Origin of the sequence: Microbacterium sp. UCD-TDU, assembly GCF_000340625.1 — a bacterium.
In the GTDB taxonomy this organism is placed as follows: domain Bacteria; phylum Actinomycetota; class Actinomycetes; order Actinomycetales; family Microbacteriaceae; genus Microbacterium; species Microbacterium maritypicum.
This window is the reverse complement of sequence record NZ_KB454446.1, coordinates 410,326-428,101: the sequence shown is the minus strand read 5'-3', so window position 1 is coordinate 428,101 and position 17,776 is coordinate 410,326. Positions and strand designations below refer to the sequence as shown.

Below are 17,776 nucleotides of genomic sequence, written 5' to 3'. Positions count from 1 at the left end.
GGGGCTTTTCGTTTCTCTGGGGGTGGCGCATGGCTGATCGCGTCGTAAAGGTCCGGCTGCTGGCTGTCGTTGACGACTACAAGAAGGGCATGCTCGAGGCCGCTCAGGCCACCCGAACCGTGGGCACTGAGGCAGAGAGGCTCGCGCAGACCCGTCAGGCCATGCAGACAGTCGGCACCTTCGCAGTCGGTATGGGCGCGGCGGTCGCAGCTGGGATCGGTGTTGCTGTCGCGAAGTTCGCGGAGTTCGACCAGGCGATGTCTTTCGTCGCCGCGACTGGTGACGATGCGCGCGGCAGCATCGATCAGCTGCGCCAGGCTGCGCTTGACGCGGGCGCGGACACTGTCTTCTCGGCGACCGAGGCAGCCAACGCCATTGAGGAAATGGCGAAGGCCGGACTCTCGGCGGCGGACATTCTGAGCGGTGGCCTCAACGGTGCACTCGACCTTGCGGCAGCTGGCGGACTGGACGTCGCAGACGCCGCCGGCATCGCCGCTACGGCACTCAAGGTGTTCAATCTCGAGGGCTCAGACATGTCCCATGTGGCGGACCTTCTCGCAGCCGGCGCCGGAAAGGCGATGGGTGACGTCACCGATCTGTCCGCCGCGCTTTCGCAGGGCGGACAGGTTGCAGCGGCCACAGGTCTCTCCATCGAGGAGACCACTGCCTCCCTCGCGGCTTTCGCGTCGCAAGGTCTCCTCGGCTCTGACGCAGGCACGAGCTTCAAGACCATGCTCCAGCGCCTCACTCCGCAGTCGGCGGAGGCAAAGAAGAAGATGGAAGAGCTCGGCGTCTCGGCCTACGACGCATCCGGGAACTTCATCGGTATGGCTGAGTTCGCAGGCAACCTTCAGGGCGCCCTCAAGGACTTGAGCCCGGAGCAGCGGAATGCTGCGCTGTCGGTGATGTTTGGCTCGGACGCGGTGCGCGCAGCGAACGTCATCTACTCCGAAGGCGAGAAGGGGATCCGTGACTGGATCTCCGCCGTGGATGACCAGGGCTACGCCGCTGAGACCGCCGCCACCCGTCTCGACAATCTGATGGGCGATTGGGAGAAGCTGACTGGCGCACTCGACACTGCGTTCATCACGATGGGTGAAGGCGCGAACGGGCCGCTGCGCTTCCTGATCCAGGGACTCACCGAGCTCGTGGACGGCTTCACGCAACTGCCGGACTGGGCGCAGCAAGGCGCCCTTGGGCTCGGCGTCCTTGTCTCGGGAATAGGTCTGGTTGGCGGAGCGACGTTGCTCGCGATCCCGCAGATCGCAGAGTTCAAGAACGGGCTCATCACCCTCGGGCTGTCGGCGGCAAAGACCGAACGACTCATGGGCGTTCTCGGGCGCGCTGCTGGGGTCGCAGGAGTTGTCGGTGTGTTCGCTCTCGCGACGACCGCCGCGAACGAGCTCGGCAAGGCTCTGGCCGACGCTATCGGCCCTTCCGCTGAGGAAGTGGCGAGCAAGGTCGCATTGGCGAAGTCCGGCGTAGAGCTGTTCCAGGCTGCGTTGGAGAAGCGCGATGCTTCTCCCGGAATGATTGAGCGCGCCGCTGAAACATTGGCGCTTGTGGGCGATGCGCTCGATGACGCAAAGGCCAAATCGGACAACTGGTTCGACGGCATCTCTGGCGCGAACCAGGAAGTTCTTTCGACGGTGTTCGCCATGGGGGAGGAACTTGAGGGGCTCGCCCGGACCGACTTCTCCGCCGCCTCCGAGCAGTTCCTTCGCTTTGCGGACGACGCCGGACTCAGCAAAGACCAGATCATGCAGCTCATGAAGGAGATGCCTGGATTCCGCGATGAGGTAATCAAGGCCGCGAAAGCTGTCGGGATCGCTTCCGATGATCAGTCGCTGCTCAACTTCGTGATGGGCGAGACGCCTGCTGCTGCTGCGATTGGCGCTGAAGCGATCACGGAGATTGAGCAGGCGGCGTCCGACGCGGACAAGACCCTTTCTGACATGGTTGCGGCCTTGGAGGCTGTGGCGCGTGGTGCACTGGATCTTGGAGAAGCGAAGGACTCTGCTCTCTCTGCGATCAACTCGATGCGCGATGCTGCGGAGGCAGAGGGCGCGGCCCTGGACGGGACGAACGACGCTTCGATCAGGTTTCGCGATTCGATTCGCGAGGTGGAGGACGCTCATCGTGCATCTGCAGAGGCGATCTTGCAGAACGGTGGCACGCTCGATGAGGCGAACGCTTCATGGGCTGCAGGTCGACAAGCGGTCATTGACATGCTCGTCGCGAAGGGGATGGACACAGCAGCTGCAGCGACATGGGCTGACGCGAACCTCGGATCGGCAAGTGAGGTCTCGGGCGCTCTCGGAGATGTGAAGACTGCGGTCGACAACATCCCCAAGAACCCGAACATCAAGGTCACTGCTGACACTGCTTCCGCGCACGCGAACCTGGACGGGATTCTCGCCAGGCTCAACGAGGCGGTCCGCAAGCACTTCAACATCCCTGTGTCGACAGTTGGTGTCGGGACGGTTCTCAAGCCTCCCGGGCAGGCGATGGGCGGGCCGGTTGTCGGACCTGGTGCGAAGGGCGTCGATTCGGAGCTTCGTTTGCTTGCTCCGGGCGAGCATGTCATCCCGGCCCACGAGGTCGACGCGGCAGGCGGGCACCGGGGTATTGAGCAGTATCGGGCATCTCTCCGGAGCAGCACGGCCGGCTCATGGGTTTCGGGGGAACGGTTCGCATCTCAGCCGCAAACGTCAGCGGCACCGACACAGATTGAAGTCGTCGTCTCGCCCAAGGGCGGGATCGACCTTCTCCAGTACGTGGATGTGCGCGTGCAGGAGCGAGGCCGTGACGTGGCATCGACTCTGAAGCACAGGCGAAGGGATGACGCATGAGCACCCTGACCCCGTTCCCTGATATGGCTCCGGTCCCGCGGGTACTCGTCGACGTTCCTGTCGTCGAGTTCCCTGCGGGGTCGGTCACTGTGTCTCTGTCGCGGACGTGCGAGGGCCGGACGATGGCAGTGCGTGGCGGTGTACGCCGATCCGCACTTTCGCCGTTGATCGTCGTCGACGCCGAGGCCGGCTTCCAGGTCGAGTCGTCGTACACGGTCGTCGGGTACGACGCGGAGGGGAAGATCGTCGGGTCATGGCCTGTCGGTACGGTGACGCTGAACTTCGCCGGCACGGTGATCCAGCAGCCGTTGGACCCGCGCCTCTCGGTGCAGGTGGAACGCATGTGGGAGACGGGGCAGGTGCTCTCGCGCCCGACCCCGTTCTCGCTCACATACCCGCAACGGGAGATGCTGCCCGGGCTGGTCGGTCTTGGGCCGCGCCGTGGCCTTGAGGGCGTCGAGTGGAACATGGTCACCCTGAACCACGAAGACGCGGACATGCTGCAGGCGACTCTGGACCCTCCGCAGCTTCCCGTCTGGTGCATCCGCACACCCCCTGACATGCGCATCCCGCGCGTGTTCTTCTGCTCCGTTGAGCTGAAGGAGCTGGACACCTACCGGCTCACGGACTCGACCGAGATCCACTTCCAGGCGGTCACGACCGAAGTGCGTCCCCCCGCGGTGGGGATCACGGCCGCAGTGCTCACACACTCCGACATGAAGGTGTTCTTCGCCACGCACACGCAGGTGAAGGCCCGCTACGCGACGCACTCGGACATCAAGCGCGACACTTCACTGATCGGAGCGGCGGATGCGTGACGTATCCCAGGATCTGCTGGCCGTTCTCGAGGATGGGATCTACAACGTCTCGTGGGTCGCAGACCTGATCTACGACGGCGCCCCTCGTGCGCAGAACCTCCTGATCTCGGAGCCGCGTTTCTCCTGGGATGCGGGAGCGAAGATTCAGGGCAAGGGGTCGTGCACGATCCTCTGGGACGACATCTTCGAGCAGTCGATCGTGCCGCGGGAGATCGGTGACCTGTTCTCCCCGTTCGGTGCGGAGCTGCAGGTCGATGTCATCGTTTCGGCGGGCGCGTTCCAGGAGCGCATCTCGATGGGCCGGTTCGTTCTGGACGCTGTGCCGTCCGCGGTGGAGTACGCGATCCAGCACCGACTTGGCGGGCTCCCTGTGGTGGTTGAGTCGACTGTTCGACTTGACCTCGCAGACTACTTCCTGCGGGTGTCACGAGACTCTTTCGCGTTTCCGGCCTCGCCTCAGTCGACGTCGATGTGGGACGAAGCGCAGCGGCTGACGGGCCTGCCCGTGTTCCGGTCGATCCCTGACCGGACGTTGCCGACCGCGATCACCTACGACGAGGACCGACTCGATGCCTTGGAGAAGGTGTTCGGGCCGTCGAACGCATGGCCGGCGCTCACACCTAGCGGCGCGCTGACAGCGATGGCGAAGGAGTGGCCAGAGCCTCTCGGTCGCATTGAGCGGGTGCTCGAGGCTCCAGTGGAGATGCGTTCTGAGAACGTCTACAACCGTGTGGTGGTCGAGGGGAAGAACCCCGACCCATCCGGGCCTGTCCTTCGCGCTGTCGAGGAGATCACCGACGGCTTCCTGCGGGTGAGGAACCGTGACGGCTCCCGCTCGCCGTTCGGCGGGAACACCTACGAGTACCAGTCGAACATGCTCGACACGCAGCAGGCCTGCAAGGCGTACGCGCAGGAGCTGTTGCCGCAGGTGTCTCGGATCCGCTCGGTGACACGGCGTCTTGTGGAGCCGTTCAACCCGCTGCGCGAGCTTGGGGACGTGTACGTGTTCGCTGATCCCACCCGCGGGGGTGAGGAATCCCTGGTGCGTGTCCGCGGTGTTGAGCACAACGGCGCCGAGACCGTGGTCGAGGTGGAGGTGAAGTCGTGATCGATGAAGCCGCCGCCATGTTCGAGAGTTTCGGGGACGCCGCGCGTGTGGTGTTGCGCCGTGGGGTGTTCTCCGGGGTTGGGACGGGTGTCGCTCTCGTCGACATGGGAACCTCACGGTTCGCGTGTGACTGGGGTACCGGATATGTCCCCACCGTGGGGGAGACGGTGCAGGTTCTCACGGTCAATGACCGACACGTCCTGCTCCCGTCGAAGGCTCTCCCGGGCACGGGGACCGTGATGACGACGAGCGCCACCCTGGTGACTGTTCAGACCATCGCCGGCACGTTCTCCATGCCGTTCATCGGCACGGCTCCCACCTCAGGAGCGCTCGTCGGGATCTCGTGGTCTGAGACACCGTTCGTCATCGGGGCGCTATCAGTGCAGCCCACCACACCTGACCCGGTGCCAAACCCGGGTGGCGGTTCACTGCGCTCGGCGACCTTTCAACCGATCGACACCGGGTCCACGGACCGCACACAGGCCCGCTGGTGGACGGGGCAACCGCGCGCCGGGAACTCGACGTTCGGGGCGTGGTTCTACGGCACGCAGATCCGAGACACGATCCCTGCCGGGGCGACGCTCGTCTCCCTGCAGTTCTTCGCCTCCTGGCAGCAGCGCCGTGGGGGCGATCCCCGCTTCGCTCTCCACGATCAGGCGTTCAAGGCTGGCCTGCCGACGTTCGGCGCGTACACAGCGTGGTCACCCGGTGACGGCTGGCAGACCCCGCCGATGGCGGATGCGTGGTTCGCCGCGCTCAAGGCCGGCGGCAGTTCCCTCGGCGTCGGTCTGAATCAGGGCGGCGACAACATCTTCTCTTCCCGTGCGCAGAACGCGTGGTCGGGCGCATTGAGCATCACCTGGAGGTCATGATGGGCAGCAGCAAGAACCCCGTAGGGAAGCGCGTCTTCGACGATGTGTACAACTTCCCACAGGACTCCCAGTCGCTCGCCGACGACCTGTGGGACGCGTACGTGACCCGGGCTGGGACATCCACCGAGCGTGGGCTGATCCCTCCGGGGCAGCTGCGGGACGGCATCGTGTTCCGGGAGACGGACACGGGCCTGATCTACCTGCGTCACGCGGGGGACTGGTCCCTCGTCGGTGGGCGCACCCCGGTCGCGATCATGCGGCGCACCAACACCGCGCTCACCCTCGGGAACAACACCTACGTGGACATCTCCGCCACCGCTGCATGGACGTCCACCTACGACGGCACCCGCGGGTTCGGCACCTACTCCAACGGCCTGCCGGTCACGGTCCCTGGTGAGTACGAGGTGTTCTGGAGCATGTGGCTGAACGCCTCCGCAGGAGGACTCGTCGGGATCGGCGTGAACCAGACCGGCACCCCCGGTGGTAACGCGCTCCACGCGATCGACCACGTGACTTTCCGCACGATCGCCCTCGGCAACGCATCCGCACGGGTGCGTCTCGCCGCCGCCGACAAGCTCACCCTGTGGGGGTACGGCGAAGGTGGAGCTCACGCCGTGCGCGGTGCGACATCGCTCGAGCCGATGCACTGGGGAGCGAGGTGGATCGCACCATGAGGTACGTAGACGGCGCGTACAACCTCGCATCCGGCACGCGCGATGCATTCGGCGGACTCTCCGCACAACTCGTGCGCGAGGGGCACCCGGACATGGTGTCGATCTCCGGCGACCGTGACCCGGAAGTGCAGCTGCGCCTCTGGTACGAGCGGATGACGTTGAACCCCGGCGGCCGGAAGGTCTACGGGACCATGTGGTGGAACGGCCAGAAGTGGTATCGCATCCACCCCGACCTCGTGGGGGCACCCGGCAGCAGCGACCATGAGTGCCGCCGATCCAACGACCTCGCGTGGCCGTACAACGCGAACACCGCGGCGCACCGGCGCGCGCAGCAGCTCGCGCCGAGCTTCGGCATCGTCTGCGACGGCAAGGGCTTCAGCTCACCCGAGTGGTGGCACTGGACCAACCGCGGATCACTCGGCACCATCGGCGCACCCGCGGCAGCGGGTGGCTCTACTGCACGACCGACACCAGTCCAGGAGGACGACATGGCAACACTCATCAGCTCACCCGGAGGCAAGAGCCTCGTCGTCGGCGACCGACTGTTCGGATTCGCCAACCCCGATGAAGCGGCCGCTGTCAGCGGTGCGCAGGTGCTCAACGTGCCTGTCACGCTTCACGCGCGCATCAACGACAACTTCGGCCGCACCGCCCCGAACGGGGCACTCCCGACGATCGTCTACGTCCGTGGTGGCGACGGCACGGTCTACTTGCTGACGCAGGGGAAGCTCGAGGCGCTCGTCGATCCCTCGACCCTTGCGGAGCTCCACGGGAAGAATGCGCCCACTTTCACGCTCTCGCAGGCCGAAGTCGACAACCTGCTGAAGAGCTGATGCCAGAGCTGGGAGCGATCGGCGGATGGGTGGTCGCGATTCTCACTGCGGTCATCGCCGCGATCGTGTCCCTGTTCCCGAAGAAGGGCTCACTCGAGCACCAGATGATCGACCAGCAGCAGGAGCGCATCACTGTTCTGGAAGCGCGCCTCGACGCCCTCGAACCAGCCCTGGTCTGGTACCAGCGCCGCGACGTCGCGTGGGAGCGGCGCGAGTCGCAGCTAATGAGTGGTGTCGAGCGGGGCGAGTACCCGCCGTGGCCAGCACGCACAGGGATTCTTGCGGAGGAGAAGCATGACTGACACCGACGCACTACTGAAAGCGTCCGTGCGCGAGCGCCGGCGACTGTCCGCACTGTTCACCGTCCTGTTGCTTGTCGTCGCAGGGACGCTCGGGACGGCATGGCTGCTCGAGCGTTCACGCGGGGACTCGTGGCGCGATCAGGCGCTGCACTGGCAAGACGAGTACGTGAGCCTGTACGACGAGTTCACCGTCTCGACGGGGGAGGAGCCACAGGCTCCCGACCCCTCCGACGTCGCACAGGACGCCCCTGTCGCTGAACAGGGCGAACCGGGCGCGCCCGGGCCAGTCGGCGCCGCCGGTCGGCCTGGGAAAGACGGCCAGGACGGAACCGCTGGGAAAGACGTCACCGCTGACCAGCTCGCCGCAGCGGTGGCCGCGTACTGCGCCGATGGCCGATGCGTCGGCCCTGCAGGGCAGAACGGCACCAACGGGACGAACGGCACGAATGGTGCCCCCGGTGCTGATTCCACCGTTCCCGGCCCAGCCGGTGCTCCTGGTCCTGCAGGCCCGACATGCCCGGACGGATCCACTGCCACGACCGTGTGGCTCTCTATCGCCGACTCACAGTTCGGCACGTTCTCGCGCAGACAGGCAACCGTCTGCCTGCCCACCGCACCACCTGAAGGAGTAACCCCATGACTGATCCCATTGTCCCCGCAGCGACGAAGCTCGCCGCGAAGCGCGGATTCATCCGTACCGCCACCCAGTCGCTCGCATCGGTGATCCCGATCGCAGCGATCACGATCCCGACCACGGGTGACGCGCTGCTCGGCGTCGGCCTCGCCGCCGCCGGTGCCGTCGCCACCGCGGTCCTCGCTGGTGCCGCGTCCGCGCTCTCGATCATCTCGAACGGCATCCCGAAGGACTATGCAGACGTGACGCTCGTGAAGCAGGCGACGATCGAACCTGTTGAGGCGCTCGCGAACACCGACGCGGCCGTCTCGCGCGTGCTCCTGCGCCGAGACCTCAAGGGGGAGTGACACCCCCGATCCTGAACCGACCCCCGCCATGCTGCCCCCGGAGCATGGCGGGGGGTCTTCTGTCGTTTCGGGCTGTGCGCAGTCCTTCGGGTGCCGCGCTCGGAGGAAACCCGTTTGCAGTTGTGCAATACTGCACAGGTGGGGGCTACCGACTGGCGTCAGATGGTTGACGAAGACTCGCTCCCCGACGGACACGCGGAATTGTTCGACGAGCTTCACGGTTCAGGTTGGTACATCCGCTCCCGTTGGGGAGATTCATCCGTGCGTTTTTGGCCGGAGGGAGGACGTGGGTATCAGATCACGATCGACCTTCGATATCCGGTCAACGACCCCCGCCGCGAGGAGATCGCGGCTCACATCGAATTCCATCAACCAGCCGCACAACCAGAAGGAGGACAGTGATGATCAATGGCATTCACATCACGGCGCAGTTCCAGGCGCCCAAGCCATTCACCGACGAGTGGCTCGAAGCGGTCTACACTTCCGTCCAGCGCAACATGGCTGTCGTCAGTGCTGACATGTTCGTGAATGAGGACGAGTTGACCATCTCGTTCCATCTCGGTATCGATTGCCGGCTCGCCTCGTCCGACAACTTCGTCGAAGATGTCGCTGAGGAAGCTCTTCAGAAGGCTTTCGGTGACGCCGATTCTGGAGTTTCGCCCACCGCGCCCCCGACCATGGTGAAGAGCCAGGTCGAGGCTTTCGCCTAGACCGGTCTAGCCGGAGAACACCCGCGCCAACATGGCGCGGGTGTTCTTGTGTGCAGATTGTCGTTGGTTCACCTCATCATGGGTTCCATGACTTCGTGGCACCCGATCTTCTGGACCGACGAGCCGCAACCCGGCCTGTGGGTGATGAAGGCACCTCATGAGGTGGAGGCGTTCGGGCGTATCGAGCTCCGACGCGTGTCAGGCGTCGTCCGCTACAAGGTCACCTTGCGTGGCGAGCTCATCGGGTGGTCGAACACCCTGTCCCACGCATGTGAGCGGCTGTACGCTGCGCACAAGAAGCAGCAGGACGACGTGCACAGCGGGCCGCCGAACGGGCGCCGCTGACTGCCGACTATCCGCGATAGTCCGCCTCTGCACGCTCCTGAACCCGTTTGAAGAAGACGGCAGGCGTCATGTTGAGCACGCGAAGGATGTCGAACACGGTCTGCAAGCGGATGGGGTTCGTGCCCTTCACCCGCTTGAACAGGGTCGTGTAGTCAACACCGAGCTCTGCGGCGATGTTCCGGATGCTGCGCCCCGCCCCGGAGATCTCAGCCTTCAGCTGGGCGGTGGTTGCCGCGCCGTAATCGATGCCCATGTGTGCACAGTACGGCTCGGCTAGATGCCGGCGCCACCCTCTTCGTCTGGTTGTAGCGAGCGCACACCACGCCCTGGCCGTGCCGCGTTCCATGCGTCTACGGTCTCGACAGTCCATCCGCGAATGTCACCGATCATGGCGTCGGGCTCGGGGAGCTTGTACCGGCCCATCGTTGCGGGCTTGACGCCGATGCGTTCGGCGAACTCGGCGCGCGACAAGTAGCGGATCATGCATCCTCCCTGTTGATGAACGAGATGACGAGGATGCCCGCCGCGAGGACGGCGAGCAGTCCTGGCCAGAAGTTCCCCGCCGCGAATGACCATGTTGCGGAGGCCGCGGCGAGGGTGGCGGCTGTGAGTTTCAGTGTGTTGTTCATGATGTGCATGGATACTGGAAAGCGGGGATCGGAGCTACTTCATCTAGTTCCGATCCCCTTCCCTCACTTCCGTCTTCGTTTCTTCTTCCGCTTCGTCTTGGTTGCCGTGATGATGGCGGCGATCCCGATGGCGAAGGTTCCGAGTCCTGCGAAGAACGATCCGAGGGCTTCCAGTGGGTGTTCCATGTCACCTCCTCTCTGTGTTGTTGTGATTCAAGTATACAACGTGAGGATGTATAGCGCAAGCCTGATCGTGATGTGTGCACTTCTGTGTGTACCTGGGGCTGCCTGTCGGGGTAGGCTGTCTAGAAATCAAGGGTTTGTGGGCGTTCGCTGGACTTGACCGTTTCACTCGTAATGAAAAGGTCGTCAGTTCGATTCTGACAAGCGGCTCCGAAGGCCCCGTGATGCGAAGAACATCACGGGGCCTTTCCCGTTCCTCACGGCGTACTCTCGAAGCATGAGCAGAGCGCTTCTCATCGTCGATGTCCAGAACGACTTCACCGAAGGTGGGGCACTCGCCGTCGAGGGAGGCGATGCGGTCGCCGCTGCCGTGACCCTCTTTCTCGCCGCCCACGCGGACGACTACGACGTGATCATCGCCTCGCGCGACTGGCACGACGCCGACGGTGACAACGGAGGGCACTTCGCGCTGGCTCCCGACTACGTCGACTCGTGGCCCGTGCACTGCGTCGCGGGAACCGAGGGGGCCGAGTACGACCCGCTTCTGGCGACCGATGCCGTCACCCACCATGTCCGCAAGGGGCAGGGGAAGCCGGCGTACTCGATGTTCGAGGGCCGGACGGAGGCGGGGGAGACGGTGGGCGCGATCCTGACCGCGGCGGGCGCGCTCACTGCCGATGTGGTGGGCATCGCGACCGACCACTGCGTGCGGGCGACAGCTCTCGACGCCATCGCGCACGGTGTTCGCGTCCGCATCTTCACCGACCTCGTCGCCGGAGTCGCATCCGCGCCCAGCGAGGCCGCACTCGCCGAGCTCGTGCACGCGGGAGCGGAAGTGGCAGAGAGCCCCGACGCGTGAGCCGGAGCGTCCTGCTCCTGCGGGCCGTGAACGTCAGCGGCCATAACAGCGTTCCGATGGCGCGTCTCCGCGAAGTGCTCGCAGCCGAGACCGACCTGGCCGAGGTCTCCACGTACATCGCCAGCGGCAACATCCTCTGCCGCACCCCGCGGGATCCCGATGCCGCGTGCGCCGCCGTGCACGCGGCCATCCGGGTCGAGTTCGGGGTGGACACCCCCGTCATCCACCGCACGCACGCGCAGCTGGCATCCTCGGAGTCCGCGCAGCCGTTCCCCGAGGGCGACGTGAAGTTCGTGCATGCGATGTTCCTCCAGGGCCCGCCCTCGGAGGGCGCGATCGAAGCGTTGGAGCAGCGTCTCCTTCCGGCCGAGCGGATCGCGCTGGTCGGTGACGACATGTGGATCGACTACGGCGAGGGCGGCGTGCACTCCACCCGACTCACGAAGGCGGTGCTGGATCGGGCGCTCGGCGTCGCGGGGACGGCCCGCAACCTGCGGACGACGCGGACGCTCATCGAGCTGACGGCGTGATGCCGCCCAGATCTGTGCTCATCGCTGCCGGTGGGATGTGCGGGTGGGCTTGCAGGTCGACCCGGCGGGTGTCGCAGGCCGAGCACCGCACATAGAGCACGATGCCCTCGCTCGTCGGATGACGTGACTCCACGAGCCAGGCATGCTCGTGCGCCGGCGCAGCGGGGTGGACGCGGGGGATCGGAAGCGTGTTCAGCGAGGTCATGCATCCAGCGTGATGTAATGGTCTTATGCATCTCAACCCTTACGGCGAGTATGCCGTGCTGTTGGCCGCGTCGTTGGCCAACGACTGGCCGGCAGATCGAGCAGGGATCGAGGCGCGCACACTCGAACTGGGGATGACGCAGACCTTCCCACCCGCCGCGGATGACCATGAGCGGGTCAGGGCGGTCATCGACGAATGGCTCTCGATCGTCGATGAACCCGACCCCGACGCGCGAGCGTCCCTCCTCAACGCACAACTCGCCGCGGCAGCCGCCTACCCGCGCCTGACGAACCACGACGACGAAGGATGGCACCTGCACTACCGCGACGATGTGCCGTCACTGCCCTACGTGCTCCGGGCGATCATCAGCCTCGGTACCTCGTTGCATCTGGTCACCCGGGGGATGAGCCGGCTGAGCCGTTGCCAGGCCGCGCCCTGCACGAGAGTCGTCGCGGACGTGACCCGCAACGGCCGCCAGCGCTTCTGCTCCGTGCGCTGCGCCAACCGTGCGGCGGTGCGCAGACACCGCGCGCGGACCTGACAGACGGCGAATCGAGACTTTCGGCCACACCGTGCGCGAGGCTTCCGTGCCACGATGGCCGAGAGACGATGAGGAGACGACGTGTCTGATGTGATCGTGAATGTCGACAACTTCGCCCGTGCTGAGACGGACGTGATGATCGATCGGATTCTGCAACAGGCCGGGGCCGTGAACGCGATCTACCACGATCGGCAGTTGGCACCGCTCGACAGGCAGCCCGTGATCCGACAGAACCGCGACACGCTCTACTCGGTCGCGATCGTCGACATCTCTCACGGAGCGACGTTCACGCTTCCGCCGTTCGGCGACCGATACGTCTCGGTCATGATCATCAACCAGGACCACTACATCAACCGGGTGCTGCACGAGCCGGGAACATACGATCTCACGGTCGACGAGTTCGGTTCCGACTACGTGGTGGCTGCCGCCCGTGTGCTGTTCGATCCGACTGATCCCGACGACCTCGATGCCGTCCACCGCATCCAGGACGGCATGCGTGTGGATGCGGGTTCTGCCACCCCGTTCGCACCGTCGGCGTTCGACCCGGTGACCCATAAGGTCACCCGTGATCATCTCCTGGGGCTCGCGGAGGGTCTTCCCGGATTCTCTCGGAGCTTCGGGAGCGTCGAGCAGGTGGACCCCGTGCATCACCTGCTGGGAACCGCTGCCGGCTGGGGCGGGCTCCCCGACGATGAGGCGCAGTACGTCGCACTCTTCCCCGGGCTCGAGCCCGGGCGCTACCGGCTCACGCTCCGCGACGTGCCGGCGGATGCGTTCTACTCGGTCAGCGTGTACAACGGCGACGGATACTTCGAGCCGAGCGCTTCCGGCATCACGAACGTCAACGACGTGTCCGGTGTCAAGAACGACGACGGGTCGATGACGGTGTGGCTCGGCGACTTCGACGACGATCGCCCCAACCGGATACCGACGCCCGAGGGATGGAACCTGTTGATCCGCCTCTACCGTCCACGGCTGGCTGAGGTGGCGGGCTGGACCGTTCCCTCGGTCGAGCCCGCCGACTGAGGCACGCTCAGGCGGTCTGCCCGGCGTGCTTCCCCTCGCCGATCTCCTCGACGAGCTTCGCGTTGAACGCCGGCAGATCGTCGGGCGTGCGGCTGGAGACGAGGCCTTCATCGACCACGACCTCTTCGTCGACCCACGTCGCGCCCGCATTGCGCAGGTCGGTGGTCAGGCTCGGGTAGCTGGTGAGCGTGCGCCCGTCGACGACACCGGCCTCGATGAGGATCCAGGCGCCGTGGCAGATCACACCGACCGGCTTGTGCTGCTCGAAGAAGGCCCTTGCCAGATCGACGGAGGCCTTGTCCATGCGCAGATGGTCCGCGTTGACGACGCCGCCGGGCAGAACCAGCGCGTCGAACTGATCCGCTGTGGTCGCAGACGCGTGCAGATCCACCGCCTGTTCATGTCCGTTCTTGCCGGTGATGGCTGCACCGTCCGGGGCGATCATGGTCGCGCTCGCGCCTTCCGCCGTCACCGCATCCCAGGGACTCGTGAGCTCGCTGTCCTCGAATCCGTCTGTCGCGAGGAATGCCACGCGGCTGCCGCTGAGAGTCATCGTTCGTCCTTTCCTGGAGAGTCGTCCGCCGTTCGGGGGACGACTCCACGATCCCCCGCAGCGGAAGAGGAGGGAAGGGGGTGGCCGCGCAGGCGAGCCGGTGATACAGGTGAGCGGGAGAAGCGACGGCCCTCGGAGCGCTCCGCTCGGATGGAGGAGCCTCGGCAGTACGATCCAGACATGCGCGTTCGTCCTGCACTCGTCCTCCTCTCGGCGCTCGTCCTGCTCGCGGGGTGCGCTCCCGAGCCGGCGGCGAGCCCCTCGCCCTCCGCATCCAAGTCGTCTTCGCCGACCCCCACACCGTCTCCCTCGGCGTCCGAGACCGCGGAACCGCCGGTGACGGGCACGGAATTCACGACCTCGGTGCTCGTGCAGCTCTGCACCGAGAGGACTCGTGTCCTGGCCCCGAACGCGACGTACTTCGGCGACATGGCGACCACCGAACGGCTCGAATCGTCATCGCTCTGGTTCGTGGTCATCCCCAAGACGCTCGACGGTGCGGACAGCGTCGCGGTGTGCGGCATCGGCGGCACCCAGGAGGCGCCGGTGTTCGCCCTCGAGGGGGAGACCCTCCCGGATGGCGTGGCCGACATCCGCGAAGAACTGCTGACCGGAGCGCCCGGCGGCGAGTCCTGAGACGGCTGCCGAGAGGCGAACTGCGGCGGAGAGAGCATCCGCGCGTCTTCGACGTCACCGTAGAGTGATCCTGTCGGAAGGGTGACCTGACCGAACAAGGATGAGGGGGCCACGTGGTTGAGGGGATCGAATCGTTCTTCACCGTGATCGCGGTGGGCTTCGAGGTGCTCGGTGCACTCGCGATGGTCGTCGGGTTCATCATCGCCGTGGTGCTCGCCGTCCGTTCGCTGCGACGGTCGGGCGACGGTCACGCCGCCTATCTGCTCCTGCGCAACACGCTCGGCGCCGCTATCCTGCTCGGCCTCGAAGTCTTGGTCGCTGCCGACCTCATCCGCACCATCACGTCGAAGCCGTCGATCGAGGACGCCGTGATCCTCGGCCTCATCGTGCTGATCCGGACGGTGCTCTCGATGTCGATCCAGATCGAGATCGAGGGCGTCGCACCCTGGCGTCGAGCCCTCCTGACCAGTGGCGGCCAGCTGATCGCGGAGAACGTTCGCCGAGACCGTGCCGCGGAGGCGACGGCCGTCGCACCCGAAAAGCCGACACCCTGAGCGACCTGCGTGCGGTGCTGGCGGAAGTGCTGTCCTCCGCGACGGAGGATTGGTGACGGCTCGTGCAGACACCCGAGAACATCGTCAACTGGGTGGGCCCCGTGGGGCTCGAACCCACGACCCGCGGATTAAAAGTCCGATGCTCTGCCAACTGAGCTAGAGGCCCCTCATCAAAGTCTAGTGCGCACGACGAGGGGCCGTCGGCGACACAGCACCACCGACGGCCCCTTTCCTTCCCGGGTCTCTCCTCCAGAACCCGAGAAGGGCGTGTGCCGGGCGTCCTCCCACCCGGCTGTCCCTGGCTTAGGAAGCCGGGGGCATCAGAACCGTGTCGATCAGGTACACGGTCGCGTTCGCGGTCTGCACTCCACCGCAGATGACGCTGGCGCCGTTGACCTTCAGGTCATCGCCGCTGCCGGTCACCTCGAGGTCGGCGCCCTGCACGGTCGTGTGCATGCCGTCGATGTCAGCCGGCTCGATCTGGCCGGGGACCACGTGGTACGTCAGGATCGAGCTCAGCGTGGCGCTGTCGGTCTTGAGAGCCTCGATCGTGGCGGGGTCGATCTTCGCGAAGGCGTCATCCACCGGTGCGAAGACCGTGAACTCGCCACCGTTCAAGGTGTCGACGAGGTCGACGTCGGGGTTGAGCTGTCCGCTCACCGCAGCGACCAGCGTGGTCAGCAGCGGGTTGTTCGAAGCCGCGACCGCAACCGGGTCCTGCGACATTCCCTCGACCGAGCCTGCGCCGTCCGGCACGGCGTCGGCGTATGCCGCGCAGCCGGGGCCGACCAGGTTGGCCGCCGGGTCCATCTCCATCGGCGTCGACTCCGACGTCTCCGGTGCCGTCGGCTCGGACGATTCCGTGGTGCTGCCGCTGCCCATGGAACAGGCGGAGAGCAGGAACGCGCTCGCCAGGCCGAGGGTGATCGCTGCGGTGACCTTCTTCTTGGTGCTGAACATGTCGAGCTCCTTCAGAACTGAGCCACGGCCTCTCCGTGGCGTCGAGGGCTGTTCGGAGCCCGCTCGCGATCGGATGGGACGAATCTGAGAAATCTTTGAAACTGCCTCCACGGCAGCGCAGGAGCGGACATTTCCGCGATCTCTTTTCCTTCACATTCGGGCGACGTCTGCACGTGATCGGGGAGGAGATACGGCATGCTTATGGAGATGGTCATCGATGGGTTCGACGTTCCCGAGGACGGAGCGACGCAGGATGCTGTCGCCGACCTCATCGTCCGCGTCGCCTCCGGTGATCAGGCTGCCTTCGCGACTCTCTATGACATGCTCTCCTCCCGCGTGTTCGGCCTCATCCTCCGTGTGCTGATCAACCGCGCGCAGAGCGAGGAGGTGCTCCAGGAAGTCTTTCTGGAGATCTGGCAATCCGCTTCCCGGTTCGCTCCGAACAGAGGTCAGGGACGAGCGTGGATCATGACGATCGCTCATCGCCGGGCCGTCGATCGGGTGCGAGCTTCGCAGTCGAGCGCCGACCGAGACGTACGAGCGGGATTCAAGGACATCGGCGTCGCGCACGACAGTGTCGCGGAGCAGGTCGAATTGGGGATCGAGGGAGGAAAGGTCGTCGAAGCGCTGTCGGGTCTTCCGGAAGCGCAACGTGAAGCGCTCGTCCTCGCGTATTACGGCGGTTACAGTCAGAACGAGATCGCGGCACTCGTGGGAGCGCCGCTGGGGACTATCAAGACACGGATGCGAGACGGGCTCACTCGTCTGCGCACGGCGATGGGGGTGACGGCATGAACGAGAAGGACTTCGCGGAACTCGCGGCAGGTGCCGCGCTGCACTCGCTCGACGCAGAAGACGAGCGACGCTATCGCGCTGCCCTCGCTGAGCACCCGGAATGGGAGGACACTGTGGATGCGGACACCGCCACCGCTGCGTCGCTCGCAGACCCGGTCGAGCCTGTCACCCCGCCCTCGCACATCCGTACCGCTCTGCTCGCGCGGATCGCGGACATGCCGCAGGACGACGGATCGAGAACGGATCCGGACCACTCCTCGGCGAACGCCGAGAGCACACTCGGTTCGTACGGCGCCGGTGCCGAGCCCGCGATCTCACCGAAGCCGAAGCAGCGCCGCTGGACGCGGAGCGTGTTCGCCCTGGCCGCATGCCTCGCCGTGCTCGTGGGCGTCGGAATCGGTGCGGTCGCTCTCAACCAGCAGCTGAACCCGCCCGCGAGCGTGGTCGCTCTGCAGGAGATCGAAGCCGCCGCAGATGCCCAGCAGGCGACCGTCGAGCTCGACGACGGCGGCAGTGCCACAGCGCACTGGTCGGCGTCCGCCGGCAAGGCGGTGCTGGTGGCCGACGGACTGCCGAGCCCGGGTGACGGACAGACCTACGAACTGTGGTTCGTGCGCGGTGACGGCCCCGTCGCCGCCGGCGTCTTCGACGTCGACGGTGGGGAGGCCACAGCCCTGCTCACGGGTGACATGCAGGCAGGCGACGCGATCGCCGTGACCGTCGAGCAGGCCGGCGGTTCACCGTCCGGTCAGCCCACCACCGATCCGGTGATCGTGATCCCCACGGCGTGAGCCGCACTGATCGCGCGTA

26 protein-coding genes and 2 tRNA genes are annotated in these 17,776 nt (G+C 65.7%); 20 read left to right on the top strand and 8 right to left on the bottom strand.

Features of this window, described 5'->3' with window-relative positions:
* Positions 1 to 29 precede the first annotated feature (29 nt).
* The 11 genes from D514_RS38000 to D514_RS0119055 all read left to right on the top strand — a co-directional run bounded on the left by D514_RS38000 (position 30) and on the right by D514_RS0119055 (position 9,495).
* On the top strand, positions 30 to 2,852 hold the full coding sequence (locus D514_RS38000) for a phage tail tape measure protein (RefSeq protein ID WP_017829001.1): 2,823 nt from the start codon (positions 30 to 32) through the stop codon (positions 2,850 to 2,852).
* The gene (locus tag D514_RS24850) at positions 2,849 to 3,670 is read left to right on the top strand and encodes a hypothetical protein (RefSeq protein ID WP_017829000.1); all 822 of its coding nucleotides are present in this window, start codon (positions 2,849 to 2,851) and stop codon (positions 3,668 to 3,670) included. Before D514_RS38000 ends, D514_RS24850 begins: the two co-directional genes overlap by 4 nt.
* Positions 3,663 to 4,778: a hypothetical protein gene (locus tag D514_RS24845; RefSeq protein ID WP_031205573.1), complete on the top strand. Its 1,116-nt coding sequence runs from the start codon at positions 3,663 to 3,665 to the stop codon at positions 4,776 to 4,778. The genes D514_RS24850 and D514_RS24845 overlap by 8 nt, the downstream gene beginning before the upstream one ends.
* The gene (locus tag D514_RS24840; RefSeq protein WP_017828997.1) at positions 4,775 to 5,650 is read left to right on the top strand and encodes a hypothetical protein; all 876 of its coding nucleotides are present in this window, start codon (positions 4,775 to 4,777) and stop codon (positions 5,648 to 5,650) included. Before D514_RS24845 ends, D514_RS24840 begins: the two co-directional genes overlap by 4 nt.
* Complete coding sequence (locus D514_RS24835; RefSeq protein ID WP_186004814.1) at positions 5,647 to 6,324, top strand: hypothetical protein; 678 nt, start codon at positions 5,647 to 5,649, stop codon at positions 6,322 to 6,324. The genes D514_RS24840 and D514_RS24835 overlap by 4 nt, the downstream gene beginning before the upstream one ends.
* A complete protein-coding gene (locus tag D514_RS24830) occupies positions 6,321 to 7,157 on the top strand; it encodes a hypothetical protein (RefSeq protein WP_017828995.1) in 837 nt (278 codons plus the stop codon). The genes D514_RS24835 and D514_RS24830 overlap by 4 nt, the downstream gene beginning before the upstream one ends.
* Positions 7,157 to 7,459: a hypothetical protein gene (locus D514_RS24825; RefSeq protein WP_017828994.1), complete on the top strand. Its 303-nt coding sequence runs from the start codon at positions 7,157 to 7,159 to the stop codon at positions 7,457 to 7,459. The genes D514_RS24830 and D514_RS24825 overlap by 1 nt, the downstream gene beginning before the upstream one ends.
* Complete coding sequence (locus D514_RS38415) at positions 7,452 to 8,099, top strand: collagen-like protein (RefSeq protein ID WP_036322840.1); 648 nt, start codon at positions 7,452 to 7,454, stop codon at positions 8,097 to 8,099. The genes D514_RS24825 and D514_RS38415 overlap by 8 nt, the downstream gene beginning before the upstream one ends.
* Complete coding sequence (locus D514_RS24815; RefSeq protein WP_017828993.1) at positions 8,096 to 8,440, top strand: hypothetical protein; 345 nt, start codon at positions 8,096 to 8,098, stop codon at positions 8,438 to 8,440. Before D514_RS38415 ends, D514_RS24815 begins: the two co-directional genes overlap by 4 nt.
* A gap of 401 nt (positions 8,441 to 8,841) precedes the next feature.
* On the top strand, positions 8,842 to 9,150 hold the full coding sequence (locus D514_RS24810) for a hypothetical protein (RefSeq protein ID WP_017828992.1): 309 nt from the start codon (positions 8,842 to 8,844) through the stop codon (positions 9,148 to 9,150).
* 87 nt (positions 9,151 to 9,237) lie between these two features.
* The gene (locus D514_RS0119055) at positions 9,238 to 9,495 is read left to right on the top strand and encodes a hypothetical protein (RefSeq protein ID WP_017828991.1); all 258 of its coding nucleotides are present in this window, start codon (positions 9,238 to 9,240) and stop codon (positions 9,493 to 9,495) included.
* Positions 9,496 to 9,502: 7 nt separating this feature from the next.
* Here D514_RS0119055 and D514_RS24805 read toward each other — a convergent pair whose 3' ends face one another.
* The 4 genes from D514_RS24805 to D514_RS39365 form a co-directional block, all read right to left on the bottom strand.
* Positions 9,503 to 9,748, bottom strand: coding sequence for a helix-turn-helix transcriptional regulator (locus tag D514_RS24805; protein ID WP_017828990.1), 246 nt, complete (start codon positions 9,746 to 9,748; stop codon positions 9,503 to 9,505).
* Between the two features lie 20 nt (positions 9,749 to 9,768).
* Positions 9,769 to 9,978 carry a hypothetical protein gene (locus D514_RS24800; RefSeq protein WP_017828989.1) on the bottom strand — a complete coding sequence of 70 codons (210 nt, stop codon included), beginning with the start codon at positions 9,976 to 9,978 and terminating at the stop codon, positions 9,769 to 9,771.
* Positions 9,975 to 10,124, bottom strand: coding sequence for a hypothetical protein (locus D514_RS38860; RefSeq protein WP_186004812.1), 150 nt, complete (start codon positions 10,122 to 10,124; stop codon positions 9,975 to 9,977). Before D514_RS38860 ends, D514_RS24800 begins: the two co-directional genes overlap by 4 nt.
* Positions 10,125 to 10,187: 63 nt before the next feature.
* On the bottom strand, positions 10,188 to 10,310 hold the full coding sequence (locus D514_RS39365; RefSeq protein ID WP_017828987.1) for a hypothetical protein: 123 nt from the start codon (positions 10,308 to 10,310) through the stop codon (positions 10,188 to 10,190).
* Between the two features lie 130 nt (positions 10,311 to 10,440).
* Between D514_RS39365 and D514_RS38855 the strand changes: the two genes are divergently transcribed.
* The 3 genes from D514_RS38855 to D514_RS24790 all read left to right on the top strand — a co-directional run bounded on the left by D514_RS38855 (position 10,441) and on the right by D514_RS24790 (position 11,696).
* Positions 10,441 to 10,514: transfer RNA gene (locus D514_RS38855), tRNA-Thr, on the top strand.
* Between the two features lie 70 nt (positions 10,515 to 10,584).
* A complete protein-coding gene (locus D514_RS24795) occupies positions 10,585 to 11,166 on the top strand; it encodes an isochorismatase family protein (protein WP_017828986.1) in 582 nt (193 codons plus the stop codon).
* Entirely contained in the window at positions 11,163 to 11,696 is a 534-nt protein-coding gene (locus D514_RS24790; protein WP_017828985.1) for a DUF1697 domain-containing protein, read from the top strand. Before D514_RS24795 ends, D514_RS24790 begins: the two co-directional genes overlap by 4 nt.
* On the opposite strand, the gene D514_RS24785 is transcribed toward D514_RS24790, so the two are convergent.
* On the bottom strand, positions 11,677 to 11,901 hold the full coding sequence (locus tag D514_RS24785) for a hypothetical protein (RefSeq protein ID WP_017828984.1): 225 nt from the start codon (positions 11,899 to 11,901) through the stop codon (positions 11,677 to 11,679). The genes D514_RS24790 and D514_RS24785 overlap by 20 nt on opposite strands.
* A gap of 25 nt (positions 11,902 to 11,926) precedes the next feature.
* Between D514_RS24785 and D514_RS24780 the strand changes: the two genes are divergently transcribed.
* Together D514_RS24780 and D514_RS24775 are read left to right on the top strand one after the other, a co-directional pair.
* Positions 11,927 to 12,442 (top strand): CGNR zinc finger domain-containing protein, encoded by a 516-nt coding sequence (locus tag D514_RS24780; RefSeq protein WP_017828983.1) that lies wholly within the window; start codon positions 11,927 to 11,929, stop codon positions 12,440 to 12,442.
* 81 nt (positions 12,443 to 12,523) lie between these two features.
* A complete protein-coding gene (locus D514_RS24775; RefSeq protein WP_017828982.1) occupies positions 12,524 to 13,468 on the top strand; it encodes a DUF1254 domain-containing protein in 945 nt (314 codons plus the stop codon).
* Between the two features lie 7 nt (positions 13,469 to 13,475).
* Here the strand turns inward: D514_RS24775 and D514_RS24770 are convergent, their stop codons facing one another.
* Positions 13,476 to 14,021, bottom strand: coding sequence for a type 1 glutamine amidotransferase domain-containing protein (locus tag D514_RS24770; RefSeq protein ID WP_017828981.1), 546 nt, complete (start codon positions 14,019 to 14,021; stop codon positions 13,476 to 13,478).
* 180 nt (positions 14,022 to 14,201) lie between these two features.
* On the opposite strand from D514_RS24770, the gene D514_RS24765 reads away from it, so the two are divergent.
* Together D514_RS24765 and D514_RS24760 are read left to right on the top strand one after the other, a co-directional pair.
* Positions 14,202 to 14,657 (top strand): hypothetical protein, encoded by a 456-nt coding sequence (locus D514_RS24765; protein WP_017828980.1) that lies wholly within the window; start codon positions 14,202 to 14,204, stop codon positions 14,655 to 14,657.
* Positions 14,658 to 14,770: 113 nt separating this feature from the next.
* The gene (locus D514_RS24760; protein ID WP_017828979.1) at positions 14,771 to 15,211 is read left to right on the top strand and encodes a DUF1622 domain-containing protein; all 441 of its coding nucleotides are present in this window, start codon (positions 14,771 to 14,773) and stop codon (positions 15,209 to 15,211) included.
* A 93-nt stretch (positions 15,212 to 15,304) separates the two neighbouring features.
* On the opposite strand, the gene D514_RS24755 is transcribed toward D514_RS24760, so the two are convergent.
* Together D514_RS24755 and D514_RS24750 are read right to left on the bottom strand one after the other, a co-directional pair.
* A tRNA-Lys gene (locus tag D514_RS24755) sits at positions 15,305 to 15,377 on the bottom strand.
* Between the two features lie 137 nt (positions 15,378 to 15,514).
* On the bottom strand, positions 15,515 to 16,171 hold the full coding sequence (locus D514_RS24750) for a fasciclin domain-containing protein (protein WP_017828978.1): 657 nt from the start codon (positions 16,169 to 16,171) through the stop codon (positions 15,515 to 15,517).
* Between the two features lie 195 nt (positions 16,172 to 16,366).
* Here D514_RS24750 and sigK point away from each other — a divergent pair, with 195 nt between their 5' ends.
* Both sigK and D514_RS24740 read left to right on the top strand, forming a co-directional pair.
* Positions 16,367 to 16,966, top strand: a complete 600-nt coding sequence (sigK, locus tag D514_RS24745) for an ECF RNA polymerase sigma factor SigK (RefSeq protein ID WP_031205569.1) — start codon at positions 16,367 to 16,369, stop codon at positions 16,964 to 16,966.
* Positions 16,963 to 17,757, top strand: coding sequence for an anti-sigma factor (locus D514_RS24740; protein WP_017828976.1), 795 nt, complete (start codon positions 16,963 to 16,965; stop codon positions 17,755 to 17,757). The genes sigK and D514_RS24740 overlap by 4 nt, the downstream gene beginning before the upstream one ends.
* The last annotated feature ends 19 nt before the right edge of the window (positions 17,758 to 17,776 follow it).

Excerpts from the sequence above, each read along its gene's own strand:
- D514_RS38000 (WP_017829001.1), top strand. The coding sequence starts at position 30 with ATGGCTGATCGCGTCGTAAAGGTCCGGCTGCTGGCTGTCGTTGACGAC.
- D514_RS24850 (WP_017829000.1), top strand. The coding sequence starts at position 2,849 with ATGAGCACCCTGACCCCGTTCCCTGATATGGCTCCGGTCCCGCGGGTA.
- D514_RS24845 (WP_031205573.1), top strand. The coding sequence starts at position 3,663 with ATGCGTGACGTATCCCAGGATCTGCTGGCCGTTCTCGAGGATGGGATC.
- D514_RS24835 (WP_186004814.1), top strand. The coding sequence starts at position 5,647 with ATGATGGGCAGCAGCAAGAACCCCGTAGGGAAGCGCGTCTTCGACGAT.
- D514_RS24830 (WP_017828995.1), top strand. The coding sequence starts at position 6,321 with ATGAGGTACGTAGACGGCGCGTACAACCTCGCATCCGGCACGCGCGAT.
- D514_RS24825 (WP_017828994.1), top strand. The coding sequence starts at position 7,157 with ATGCCAGAGCTGGGAGCGATCGGCGGATGGGTGGTCGCGATTCTCACT.
- D514_RS38415 (WP_036322840.1), top strand. The coding sequence starts at position 7,452 with ATGACTGACACCGACGCACTACTGAAAGCGTCCGTGCGCGAGCGCCGG.
- D514_RS24815 (WP_017828993.1), top strand. The coding sequence starts at position 8,096 with ATGACTGATCCCATTGTCCCCGCAGCGACGAAGCTCGCCGCGAAGCGC.
- D514_RS24810 (WP_017828992.1), top strand. The coding sequence starts at position 8,842 with ATGATCAATGGCATTCACATCACGGCGCAGTTCCAGGCGCCCAAGCCA.
- D514_RS0119055 (WP_017828991.1), top strand. The coding sequence starts at position 9,238 with ATGACTTCGTGGCACCCGATCTTCTGGACCGACGAGCCGCAACCCGGC.
- D514_RS24805 (WP_017828990.1), bottom strand. The coding sequence starts at position 9,748 with ATGGGCATCGATTACGGCGCGGCAACCACCGCCCAGCTGAAGGCTGAG.
- D514_RS24800 (WP_017828989.1), bottom strand. The coding sequence starts at position 9,978 with ATGATCCGCTACTTGTCGCGCGCCGAGTTCGCCGAACGCATCGGCGTC.
- D514_RS38860 (WP_186004812.1), bottom strand. The coding sequence starts at position 10,124 with ATGAACAACACACTGAAACTCACAGCCGCCACCCTCGCCGCGGCCTCC.
- D514_RS39365 (WP_017828987.1), bottom strand. The coding sequence starts at position 10,310 with ATGGAACACCCACTGGAAGCCCTCGGATCGTTCTTCGCAGGACTCGGA.
- D514_RS24795 (WP_017828986.1), top strand. The coding sequence starts at position 10,585 with ATGAGCAGAGCGCTTCTCATCGTCGATGTCCAGAACGACTTCACCGAA.
- D514_RS24785 (WP_017828984.1), bottom strand. The coding sequence starts at position 11,901 with ATGACCTCGCTGAACACGCTTCCGATCCCCCGCGTCCACCCCGCTGCG.
- D514_RS24780 (WP_017828983.1), top strand. The coding sequence starts at position 11,927 with ATGCATCTCAACCCTTACGGCGAGTATGCCGTGCTGTTGGCCGCGTCG.
- D514_RS24770 (WP_017828981.1), bottom strand. The coding sequence starts at position 14,021 with ATGACTCTCAGCGGCAGCCGCGTGGCATTCCTCGCGACAGACGGATTC.
- D514_RS24765 (WP_017828980.1), top strand. The coding sequence starts at position 14,202 with ATGCGCGTTCGTCCTGCACTCGTCCTCCTCTCGGCGCTCGTCCTGCTC.
- D514_RS24750 (WP_017828978.1), bottom strand. The coding sequence starts at position 16,171 with ATGTTCAGCACCAAGAAGAAGGTCACCGCAGCGATCACCCTCGGCCTG.
- sigK (WP_031205569.1), top strand. The coding sequence starts at position 16,367 with ATGCTTATGGAGATGGTCATCGATGGGTTCGACGTTCCCGAGGACGGA.
- D514_RS24740 (WP_017828976.1), top strand. The coding sequence starts at position 16,963 with ATGAACGAGAAGGACTTCGCGGAACTCGCGGCAGGTGCCGCGCTGCAC.